The organism is Frankia sp. CcWB3 (assembly GCF_977927595.1).
Map to the genome: position 1 here is coordinate 15,066 of NZ_CDWRCK010000025.1, position 10,776 is coordinate 25,841.

Genomic DNA, 10,776 nt, shown 5'->3' on the forward strand with positions numbered 1-10,776 from the left:
GGGCTCCGCCGGCTCCACTGGCTCCGCCGGCTCCACTGGCTCCGCCGGCGGCGGACGACGATCACATAGTCCGGTCGGGTCCCGCCATCGCCGCCTGGATATTTTCGGCGGCCGCGTCGAGCAGGCGGTGTGCCAGCTCCGACAACGCGCGCGCGGCGGCCACCTCGTCCCCGATCTCGGGAACGTCGGGCTCCCCGGGGTGCAGCCGGGCCTGTCCCGTCCCGTGTAGATCGTCGCGGGCGGCTGCCGTGCAGGGCCGCGTCCGCCTGGGTACGGCCGTCCTGCTCCGTCAGGGAGATCTGCACGGTCCAGGTTCTTGTGGTGGTCATCTCGGCCTCCGTCCGACGAGCTCTCCTCGGATGAGTTCTTCCTGGTTGTCACGTGCCCGCGTGCTTCCCGGTGACACGGGGGGCGGGAAGGCGCGGGGCGCCGCGCCGGTTGGCCCAGAGAAGAAACCGGTCCCGGGAGGGGCCGGTTTGAATGCGAGGACGGGAGGCGAGCGGATGACGACTGAGGCACGAGGGCGGGTTCGGCTCGAACAGGGCCGCAAGCGGGTGCGGGCGTATCTGGGCGGCCAGCTGGTCGCGGACACGGCGCGCCCGGCGCTGGTCTGGGAAAATCCCCACCATCCTGTGTACTACCTGCCGAGAGCGGACGTCGGCGCGACCCTGGCGCCTACCGGGCGGGTGGAGCACTCGCCGAGTCGGGGGGAGGCGGTCTACTACGACGTCGTCGTGGCGGGGACGACCGCCCCCGAGGCGGCCTGGTCCTACCCGCAGTCACCGCTGGAGGGGCTGCGCGACCTGGTCCGCTTCGACTGGAACGCGATGGACGGGTGGTTCGAGGAGGACGAGCCGGTCTACGTCCATCCGCGCAGCCCGTACACCCGGGTGGACGCTCTCGCCAGCTCCCGGCACGTGCGGGTCGAGGTTGACGGGGTGACCGTCGCGGACTCGCGCAGACCCGTCATCCTGTTCGAGACGGGCCTGCCGCCCCGCTACTATTTTTCCCTCACCGACGCCCGGCAGGACCTGCTCCGCCCCTCGGACACCCGGACCAGCTGCCCCTACAAGGGGCACGCCGAGTACTACTCGGTCGAGATCGACGGGAAGACGTACCCCGATCTCGTCTGGACCTACCGGACCCCGTTCCCGGAGAGCGCCCGGATCGCCGGGCTGGTCTGCTTCTACGAAGAGCGCGTCGACCTCTTCCTGGACGGGGAGAAGACGGTGACTCCCTGAGCTCCCGCCGGGAACGCAGAGATCCGTCGGCTGGCGGATCTGCGGACGGGTCAGCTGGTCGGCACCGACCAGCGCAGCTGGGTGCCGCCGTCGGGGCCCGGGCCGAGTTCGAAGGTCCCGCCGAGGTCCTGCGCCCGGGCCCGCATGTTCGCCAGCCCGCTGCGGCGGGTGGTGGAGCCGATGCCGACCCCGTCGTCCAGCACGTCGACGGTGACGGCGCCGCTCGCGGCGGTCACGGTCACCTCGACACTGCCCGCCTTGGCATGCCGGGCGGCGTTGGACAGCGCCTCACGCACGACCGCGATCAGATGGTCGCCGAGGGTGGGACCGATCATCGTGTCCACCGGTCCGTCCAGCCGGACCCGCGGGGTGAAGCCGAACGCGCCGGTCATGTCGTCGATGACGCCCAGGATCTGCGCCCGCAGGCCGCTGCCCGTGGCCGGTGCCGCCCGGCCCCGCAGCTCGAAGATGGTGTGGCGGATCTCCCGTACCGTCTCGTCGAGATCCTCCACGTAGGTGTTCATCCGCTCCGCCCGGGTGGGCCGCTCCTCGCTGGCCGCGAGGCCCTGCAGGCCCATCGCCACCGCGAACAGGCGTTGCATCACGTGGTCGTGCAGGTCGCGGGCGATCCGGTCGCGGTCCTCCAGCAGGGACAGCCGGCCGCGTGCGGCTCGGGAGCGGGCGAGTTCCAGCGCGAGCGCGACGTGCGCGGCGAACGCGGCCGCCAGCTCCAGGTCCGCGTCCGTGAACAGGTCACCGCCACGGCGCCGGGCGAGGATCAGCGCCCCGGACGTGACATGTGACGTGATCAGCGGAACGATCATCGTTGGCCCGATGTCGAGGTCGTGGACCTCGGATTCGGCCAGTTCGCGGACGTCGGCGACGACCAGCGGCGCATGGTCGCGTACCGCGTGGCCGGCCAGCGAGCTCTCTATCGGTACCCGCCGGCCCCGCAGCAGGTCCGCGTCCTGCCCGGCGGCGACGTCGAAGGACAGCTCGGTCGCCGTCTCCGACCCGAGAGCCAGCGCCGTCGTGTCCGCGCGGGCGACGTCGCGGGCCCGCTGGACGATCAGTTCCAGCGGGTCGTCGCCGTCGGCGAGCAGATGCCGGGTGATGTCGGCGGACGCCTGCGACCACTGCTGGCGATGTTGGGCCTCCCCGAACAGCCGGGCATTGTCGATCGCCACACCGGCGTTCGCGGCCAGCGCGAGCGCCAGCTCCTCGTCCTCCGCGGTGAACACCCGACCGCCGCGTTTCTCGGTGAGGTAGAGATTGCCGAAGACCTCGTTGCGGACCCGGATCGGCACCCCGAGGAAGGCCCGCATCGGTGGATGGCCCGGGGGGAAACCGACCGCCTGGCGGTGGTCGGCGATGTCGTCGAGGCGCACCGGCTGCGGTTCCGCGATGAGCAGGCCCAGCACGCCGTCTCCCCGGGGCAGCCGCCCTATCGTCTCGACGAGTCCCGGGTCCATCCCGACGTGCACGAACTGTTCGAGCCGACCGTCACGGGAGATTACCCCGAGCGCGCCGTAGCGGGCGTCGACCAGCTCGCACGCGGACTCGACGATGCGCCGTAGCACCACGTCGAGACTGAGGTCGGCGGTGATCATCCGGTTGGCTCGCAGCAGGCCGTGCAGCCGGCTCTGAGTGGCCAGAACGTCCTGGGCCCGGTCCACCAGTTGGGCGAGAAGCTCGTCGAGCTCGAGTCGAGCGACCGCGGGAAAGATCAGCTCTCCCGGCGGTCCTGGCGGCGGTGCGGTGCCGGCCAGATCGGAGGTCCCTTCGTCCGCGGAGGCGAGGTCCCGTTCGGACTCCATGTTCTCAAGACGATAACCGACCGGGCCTGGGCCGGCATGAGCCGCGGGATGAGGTGATGACCATTCTTCGCCGGCCGCGCACCGGTACGCCACCATGCGGGTATGGATATCGTCAGCGAGGCGGAGTTCGGTCGCCGCGTCGAGACCCATCTCGCCGCAGGCTCCGGTGCGGGCGGTGGAGCCGGTCCTGGGGTAGCCGATCCTGGGGTAGCCGGTCCTGGCCGATGGCGGTCGGCCACGCCGCGGGTCGTGGCGGCGGGGAACTTCGCTACCCCGCTCGTCGCGCTGCGTGTGATCGACGCGGTGGTGAGTGAATACCGCCTCTTCATGATCAACGCTCAGGGCGGCGTGCCGGAGCGCGACGGCGTGACGCCGGAGACCGCGTTCGTCGGCCCGGCGATGCGCAACGTGCCCGGCCTCGACTACCTGCCCAACCGGCTCAGCCTCGTACCCCGCCTGCTCGCGACCACCCACCGGCCCGACGTCGTCGTGTTGCACACCAGCGTGCCCGACGGAGGGAAGGTCTCGCTCGGCACCGAAGTCAACATCCTGCCGGCCGCGGTCGAGGCGGCCCGCGCGCACGGGGGACTAGTGGTCGCCCAGCTCAACCCGTCGATGCCCTACACCTTCGGCGACGGTGAACTGAGCATCGACGACGTCGACCTCGCCGTGGAGGTGGAGCAGCCGCTCGCCAGCCCCGCGGTCACGCTCGTCGACGACGTCCGCGGGCAGATCGGCGAGCGGGTCGCCGCGCTCGTCGAGGACGGGGCGACCCTGCAGCTCGGCATCGGCGGTGTCCCGAACGCCACGCTGTCGGCCCTCGTCGACCGGCGGGATCTGCGCGTGTGGACCGAGGCCTTTTCCGATGGCATGCTCGCGCTCGAAGCCTCCGGCGCGCTGGCCGCCGGGACACCGCTGCGGACCTCGTTCCTGTTCGGGTCGGCCGAGCTCTACTCGTGGGCGCACCGCAATCCGCGGTTGCTGCTGGTACGCACCGAGATCGTGAACGACCCGGGGGTCATCGCCCGGCAGCCGCGGATGACCTCGATCAACACCGCGCTGCAGGTGGACCTGTATGCGCAGGCGAACGCGTCCTGGATCCGCAACCGCATCTACTCCGGCTTCGGTGGGCAGTCCGACTTCGTCGTCGGCGCGCTGCACGCGGCCGACGGCAAGGCGATCATCGCCCTGCCGAGCCGGCATGCCCGGTCGGGGGATTCCTGTGTGCTGCCGCGGCTTACCAGCCCGGTCACCAGTTTCCAGCACAGTTACGTCGTCTCCGAGAACGGGACCGCGGCCGTGTGGGGGCGTGGTCAGCACGAACAGACCGCCCGACTCATCGACCACGTCGCCCACCCCGACGCCCGAGCCGGCCTGACGGAGGCGGCCGGGTCGCTGGGACTGCTCGCCGGCCGCGCATCGTCGACCGTCTGATCCGGGACCGTCTGATTCGATGACCGTCTGATTCGGTAAGCTGACCAGAAAGCCGAGGAACGCACGACAAGTCACTGGCGGTCCGCTGCCAGGAGCGGCTTTGCGTCAAAAAGCGCGAGAGTGACCCGGGCATTAAAGGCGCGAACACGGCATCCATGGCGGCCATGGCTGCCGTCGTCAAACAGCATGGCTGGAATAAGCCGCCCCCAACGGTCAGTTCTGTCGTTCCTGTGGCGAGAATCGGCCGAGCCCGGCACCAAGACGCGACACGCAAGTTTTTCAATCGCCGGTGATGCCCAGGCCGGCCGCTAGCCTCGCCATAGCGGAAAGGGAGGGATGGGTCCACAGTCCGCGGGCAACGGGGTCGTTCATCTTCGGGAGAAAAATGTGGGACAGACACGCGACGGGACTATCTCGTTGGCTACGGCTGCGAATACTCTCACGTCGGCGCCTGACGCCGACTCAACCGAATCTCCCGACGTTGGCGACGCAGGACGGGTTCTGATCGTAGTTCAGAACCTGCCGATTCTGATCGACCATCGGACGTGGCAGGAATGCCAGGCGCTTCGCAACCAGGGCTACCAGGTCGCCGTAATATGCCCACGGGGCCCGGGGCAGCGGCGTCACCAGATCGTCGACGGTGTCAGCATCTGGACCTATCGCGGCGCACCCCGGACCCAGGGTGTACTCAGTTACGTTTTCGAGTTCGGCTACTGCTGGGTGCGAACCGCTGTCCTGTCCGTCGCCGTGGCCCGCCGGCACGGATTCGACGTGATCCAGGCGTGTAACCCGCCGGACACGTACTGGGCGCTCGCGCTGTTCTACAAGCCGTTCGGCAAGAAGTTCGTCTTCGACCATCATGATCTCTGTCCGGAACTCTATCGCTCACGGTTCGGCAAGGACGGGGGGCTGTTGCTCCGCGCGCTGCTGCTGCTTGAACGGATGAACCAGCTGGTCGCCGACCACGTGATCGTGACCAACGAATCGTACCGGCGGCTGGCCCTGACTAGGGGGCGGCTGCCATCGGAACGGGTGACCGTCGTCCGAAACGGACCGGACCCCGAACTGATGAAGCCTGCCGCGGAGCGTCCCGAGTTGCGGCGCGGCCGGCAGCACCTTGCCTGTTATCTGGGAATAATGGGCCCGCAGGACGGTGTCGACCGACTCCTCGATGCCATACATCACTATGTCCACGTTCTCGGGCGCACCGACTGCGCCTTCGCCCTGCTGGGATTTGGTGATTGTCTGGACGATCTGCGGAAACAGTCGAGCCGGCTCGGTCTCGACGACTGGGTCGAGTTCACCGGGCGGGCCGACGACCAGATGATCCGGGACTATCTGTCCACCGCTACGGTCGGATTGTCGCCGGACCCGCGGAGCCCGCTGAACGAGGTGTCCACCATGTCCAAGACGCTCGAATACATGGCCTATGCGCTGCCGGTGGTGGCCTATGACCTGACCGAGACCCGGGTGAGCGCCGAGGACGCCGCCGTCTACGTACCCTCCGACACGGTGGCGGACTTCGCCCGGACCCTCGCCGAACTGCTGACGGACCCGGACCGACGCCGGACCCTTGGCGCCCGGGGCCGGGAGCGCATTGTGAACGAATTGTCCTGGCGGTATTCGGAGCCCAGCTACGTCGGGGTCCACGACCGGCTACGTGGTCGCCAGGCCAGCTACCCCAGTATCCCGGTCCCTCGCCAGGGCGGCTTGACCCGCGTGGGCGGCTCGGCAGCGCCGGTTCACACGGCCGGGTCCCGGGAACGAGCGGAACGATGAAGGTCGGTATTCTTGCCGGCGGTCTGGGAAGCCGGTTGGCGGAGGAGACGGTCATCAAACCCAAACCGATGATCGAGATCGGGAATCGGCCGATCATCTGGCACATCATGAAGTACTACGCCCACTTCCAGTTCGCCGATTTTACGATCGCACTGGGGTATAAAGGAGAATATATAAAACGCTGGCTGGTGGACTACGCGGCGCTGACCAGTGATCTCACGGTGTCGCTCCGGAATGGTGATGTGGAACGGCACGGGGGTACCTCGGAGGATTGGCGGGTAAATCTGGTCGACACCGGTCAGAATACCGCCACCGGCGGTCGTATCAGGCGACTCGCGCCCTGGATCGGTGGCACGGGGACGTTCATGTTGACTTGGGGGGACGGCGTAGCGGACATCGATCTCAACACGTTGCTCGACTTCCACCGCTCGCATGGCAGGATCGCCACGCTGACCGCCGTGCGGCCACCCGCCCGGTTCGGGCACCTCGAGCTGGCCGGGGGCCAGATCGTGGAGTTCTCGGAGAAACCACAGGCCGGTGAGGGCTGGATCAACGGTGCCTTCTTCGTCCTAGAACCGCAGGTCTTCGACTACATTGCCGGCGACGACACCCAGTTCGAGAAGGAGCCCCTTGAGCGGCTCGCCAAGGACGGTCAGCTCATGGCATATCGGCATGGCGGCTTCTGGCAGTGTATGGACACGGTACGCGACCGCAAACTCCTGCAGTCGCTGTGGGATGGCGACTGTGCGCCCTGGAAGGTATGGGACTGAGCTCGATGCGTATTCTGGTCACCGGACACGACGGATATATAGGAACCCGTCTCGTCCCGCTCTTCCGGGCCGCCGGGCACGATGTGGTTGGTCTGGACAGCGGACTGTTCTCTGGGTGTACCCTCGGACTCGATCCGGACTTCGTGCCGGCGTTGAAACTTGATATTCGGGACGTCCGGCCGTCCCATCTGGAGGGTTACGACGCGGTGGTCCATCTGGCGGGCATATCCAATGATCCGCTGGGTGATCTGAACCCAGCCGTGACCTATGACATCAACGCCCGGGGGACGTTGCTGGTCGGGCGCGCCGCCAAGGCCGCGGGCGTACCGCGTTTCGTCTTCTCGTCCTCGTGCAGCCTCTATGGCGCGCACGGAGACGCGCCCATCGACGAGTCGGCCGAGTTTCATCCGGTGACCCCCTACGGCGAGTCAAAAGTGATCGCCGAACGGGAGCTCGCCGAGCTTGCCGACGACGATTTCAGCCCGGTCTTCCTGCGCAACGCCACGGCGTACGGCGTCTCACCCCGACTGCGTGGTGACCTCGTGGTGAACAATCTCACCGGCTACGCGGTGACGACCGGCGAGGTTTACCTCAAGAGCGACGGGACGCCGTGGCGGCCGCTGGTACACATCGAGGACATCGCCCGGGCGATGCTCGCCGTGTGCGAGGCGCCCCGCGAGAAGATCCACCTCAAGGCCTACAACGTCGGCCGGTCGGCGGAGAACTATCGGATACGCGACGTGGCCGCGATCGTCGAGGAGGTCGTGCCGGGCGGCCGGGTGGTCTTCGCGGACACGGCCGGGCCGGACAAGCGGAACTACCGGGTGGACTGCGACCGTATCGCCGAGGAGATACCGGGATTCCGGCCGGTGTGGACCGTCCGCAAGGGGGTCGAGGAGCTCTACTTGGCCTACGTCGCCGCCTGGCTGACCAAGGAGGACCTGATCGGCTCCCGCTTCCAGCGGATCCGGCGCATCCAGCAACTCATGGCGGACGGTCTGCTCGACGCCACCCTGCGGTCGGCCGCACCGATGCGGGTGCTATGAGCGTGCTTGGCTGCCACTCCCGCGGCTCGACGTACCTGCCGTACCCGCGGTACCTGCCGTACCCGCGGCGGGGCGGCCGGTTTATCCTTCCCGTTCCGCCACCGAGGGTCGTACCATGACTGACCAGTCCACCGCCTGCCCCGCCTGCGGCGGTTCCCGTCTCACCTCCTTCTATGCAAAGGACGACGTCCCGTCGCACAGTTGTCTGCTGCTGGCCGGCGAGGACGAGGCCCGGGCGTTCCCGAGGGGTAACCTGCGGATCGCCTTCTGCGAGGGCTGCGGCTTCATCATGAACACGGCCTTCGATCCGGCCAAGAATCAGTATTCCGCCCGTTATGAGGAGACGCAGGCATTCTCCACCCGCTTTCAGGAGTTCGCGCGGGACCTTGCCAAGCGATGGACCGACAAGTACGACCTGTACGGGAAGACGGTCCTGGAGATCGGGTGCGGCAAGGGTGAGTTTCTCGTCCACATGGTCGAGCAGGGTGCCGGGGCCGGCATCGGGATCGACCCGGGTGTCCGGCCCGAGCGCATCACCAGCCCGGTTGCCGGCCGGCTGACCTGGATCACGGACCTCTACTCCGAGCGGTATGCGCACCTGACCGCCGACGCCGTCGTGTGCCGGCACACCCTGGAGCACATCGCGCCGGTCGGCGACTTCATGCGAATGATCCGGGCCGCGATCGGTGACCGGACCGATATCCCGGTCCTCTTTGAGCTGCCGGACGTCCTGCGGGTGCTGCAGGAGGCGGCGTTCTGGGATGTGTACTACGAGCACTGCTCCTATTTCAGCGCCGGTTCGCTGGCGAGGTTGTTCCGAGCTACCGGGTTCGAGGTGCTCGACGTCTCCCTCGACTATGACGACCAGTACCTGCTGATCGAGGCGCGGCCGTCCACCGTTCCGGCGGCCGGTGACCCGCTGCCGATCGAGGACGACCTGGCCACCCTGCGCGTCGGGGTACGGCACTTCCAGCGTGAGGTGGCCACGACGCTGAACCGGTGGAGCGAGATGCTGCGGCACGGGCAGCAGCGCGGCGAAAAGGCGGCGATCTGGGGTTCGGGCTCCAAAGGTGTGTCGTTTCTGGCGACCCTCGGCCCGGCCGCCGGCCTGGTCCGCTACGCCGTCGATATCAACCCGCACAAACACGGCATGTTCATGGCGGGCAGCGGCCACCGCATCGTCCCGTCCGAGTGGCTGCGGGAAGACAGGCCGGACCTTCTGATCATCATGAATCCGATCTATCGTGACGAGATCGCGGGGGAATTGACCCGGCTGGGTGTCGACACCGAGCTGAGGGCCGTCTGAGTGAGCAATGTCTGTCTGGTGAACAACGTCTGTCCGGTGACCAATGTCTGTCCGGCGTGCCAGGGCACCGCGCTCGAAGACCTGGTACGTGTTGAGCGTTCGCCGGTGATGACCGGCGTGCTGTGGCCGTCGCGGGAGGCCGCTATGGCCGCGCAGCGCCGTGCTCTGGAGCTGTCGCTGTGTGCCGAGTGCGGCACCGTGGTCAATGTCGCGTTCGAGGCCGGGCTCGTCGAGTACGGCGGCGAGTATGACAACTCGCTGCACTTCTCGCCCGCCTTCCGGGCGTACGCCGAGGCGTTGGCGGACCGTCTGATCGTCCGGCACAACCTGGTGGGGCGGGAGATTGTCGAGATCGGGTCGGGCAAGGGGGACTTCCTGCGCCTGTTGTGCGTCCGGGGACTGTGTGCCGGAACCGGGTACGACCCGACCTACATCGGCCCCGAACGTGCCGACGACGCCGCGGTGACCTTTGTGGTCGACCTGTACGGTCCGCGCTATTCCCATCTCCCGGCAGATCTTGTCGTCTGCCGGCACGTCCTTGAGCACGTGTCCGATCCACTGGGCTTCCTGACCGATATCCGCAATGCGCTGGGCGGCCGGGACGCATCGCTGTATCTCGAGGTGCCCAACGGCGGCTTCGTCCTCGGCGAGGCGGGGGTGTGGGACTTCATCTACCCGCACGTGTCGTACTTCTCGCCGGCCGGACTCCGGCGGGTGGTGAGCGCGGCCGGGTTCACCGTCACCGACGCCGGGACGTCCTACGGTGACCAGTTCCTCTGGATCGAGGCCAGGACGGCGCCGCCGGCCCGTCCGCCCGGTCGGATCGGACCGGCCGCCGGCGAGGACGTGGTGGCGACGGACCGGTTCGTGGTCCAGGCCAGAAAGTTCGGTGACGTCTACCGGGAGGTTGTCGGGCGCTGGTCCGCGCATCTCGCCGACCTGGCGACGGCCGCCGATTCCGCTTGGGACGCGCCGCGTGCGCTGGTCTGGGGGGCGGGGTCCAAGGGGGTGGCATTCCTCAACGTGTCGGACGCCGGTTCCGCCGTGCGGGGAGTCGTCGACCTCAACCCGCGGAAGAGGGGCTTGTTCGTGCCCGGCACCGGGCATCCGGTGTTGGCACCCGAGGACCTGTCGGTGGAGCGGGTGGGGCGCGTTTTTCTCCCGAATCCGCTGTATCTGGACGAGGTGCGCGGCCGGTTGGCGGAACTGGGTGTGCCCGCGGAGGTCGTGCCACTTAGTAGTTGACAAGCTCGTCAGCAGAGGTCCGGCTCCGGCCGGACGGAGGGACGATGGAGAATGGCCATACCTGTCGACAGCGGCACCCAGGGTGAGGCCCGACGCAAGGGGCATGATCGCCAGGCGGGGCCTGGTGTCCCGTCACCC

Annotated in this window: 9 protein-coding genes; 7 read left to right on the forward strand and 2 right to left on the reverse strand. The window is 68.1% G+C overall.

What is annotated here, in order from left to right; all coding sequences use genetic code 11:
* Positions 1–61: 61 nt before the first annotated feature.
* The gene (locus tag ACY5KJ_RS03770) at positions 62–205 is read right to left on the reverse strand and encodes a dsRBD fold-containing protein (protein ID WP_462186778.1); all 144 of its coding nucleotides are present in this window, start codon (positions 203–205) and stop codon (positions 62–64) included.
* Between the two features lie 298 nt (positions 206–503).
* On the opposite strand from ACY5KJ_RS03770, the gene ACY5KJ_RS03775 reads away from it, so the two are divergent.
* Entirely contained in the window at positions 504–1,241 is a 738-nt protein-coding gene (locus ACY5KJ_RS03775) for a DUF427 domain-containing protein (RefSeq protein ID WP_462186769.1), read from the forward strand.
* A 50-nt stretch (positions 1,242–1,291) separates the two neighbouring features.
* Here ACY5KJ_RS03775 and ACY5KJ_RS03780 read toward each other — a convergent pair whose 3' ends face one another.
* Positions 1,292–3,058 carry a sensor histidine kinase gene (locus ACY5KJ_RS03780; protein WP_462202803.1) on the reverse strand — a complete coding sequence of 589 codons (1,767 nt, stop codon included), beginning with the start codon at positions 3,056–3,058 and terminating at the stop codon, positions 1,292–1,294.
* A 102-nt stretch (positions 3,059–3,160) separates the two neighbouring features.
* On the opposite strand from ACY5KJ_RS03780, the gene ACY5KJ_RS03785 reads away from it, so the two are divergent.
* The 6 genes from ACY5KJ_RS03785 to ACY5KJ_RS03810 all read left to right on the forward strand — a co-directional run bounded on the left by ACY5KJ_RS03785 (position 3,161) and on the right by ACY5KJ_RS03810 (position 10,638).
* Positions 3,161–4,492 carry an acetyl-CoA hydrolase/transferase family protein gene (locus ACY5KJ_RS03785; protein ID WP_462202804.1) on the forward strand — a complete coding sequence of 444 codons (1,332 nt, stop codon included), beginning with the start codon at positions 3,161–3,163 and terminating at the stop codon, positions 4,490–4,492.
* Positions 4,493–5,023: 531 nt separating this feature from the next.
* Positions 5,024–6,271 carry a glycosyltransferase family 4 protein gene (locus ACY5KJ_RS03790; protein ID WP_462202806.1) on the forward strand — a complete coding sequence of 416 codons (1,248 nt, stop codon included), beginning with the start codon at positions 5,024–5,026 and terminating at the stop codon, positions 6,269–6,271.
* A complete protein-coding gene (gene rfbF, locus ACY5KJ_RS03795; protein ID WP_462186773.1) occupies positions 6,268–7,041 on the forward strand; it encodes a glucose-1-phosphate cytidylyltransferase in 774 nt (257 codons plus the stop codon). Before ACY5KJ_RS03790 ends, rfbF begins: the two co-directional genes overlap by 4 nt.
* 5 nt (positions 7,042–7,046) lie before the next feature.
* Positions 7,047–8,087, forward strand: a complete 1,041-nt coding sequence (locus ACY5KJ_RS03800) for an NAD-dependent epimerase/dehydratase family protein (protein ID WP_462186774.1) — start codon at positions 7,047–7,049, stop codon at positions 8,085–8,087.
* A gap of 115 nt (positions 8,088–8,202) precedes the next feature.
* Positions 8,203–9,393: a class I SAM-dependent methyltransferase gene (locus ACY5KJ_RS03805; RefSeq protein WP_462186775.1), complete on the forward strand. Its 1,191-nt coding sequence runs from the start codon at positions 8,203–8,205 to the stop codon at positions 9,391–9,393.
* Entirely contained in the window at positions 9,394–10,638 is a 1,245-nt protein-coding gene (locus ACY5KJ_RS03810; RefSeq protein WP_462186776.1) for a class I SAM-dependent methyltransferase, read from the forward strand.
* Positions 10,639–10,776 lie beyond the last annotated feature (138 nt).

Excerpts from the sequence above, each read along its gene's own strand:
- ACY5KJ_RS03775 (WP_462186769.1), top strand. The coding sequence starts at position 504 with ATGACGACTGAGGCACGAGGGCGGGTTCGGCTCGAACAGGGCCGCAAG.
- ACY5KJ_RS03780 (WP_462202803.1), bottom strand. The coding sequence starts at position 3,058 with ATGGAGTCCGAACGGGACCTCGCCTCCGCGGACGAAGGGACCTCCGAT.
- ACY5KJ_RS03800 (WP_462186774.1), top strand. The coding sequence starts at position 7,047 with ATGCGTATTCTGGTCACCGGACACGACGGATATATAGGAACCCGTCTC.
- ACY5KJ_RS03805 (WP_462186775.1), top strand. The coding sequence starts at position 8,203 with ATGACTGACCAGTCCACCGCCTGCCCCGCCTGCGGCGGTTCCCGTCTC.
- ACY5KJ_RS03785 (WP_462202804.1), top strand. The coding sequence starts at position 3,161 with ATGGATATCGTCAGCGAGGCGGAGTTCGGTCGCCGCGTCGAGACCCAT.
- rfbF (WP_462186773.1), top strand. The coding sequence starts at position 6,268 with ATGAAGGTCGGTATTCTTGCCGGCGGTCTGGGAAGCCGGTTGGCGGAG.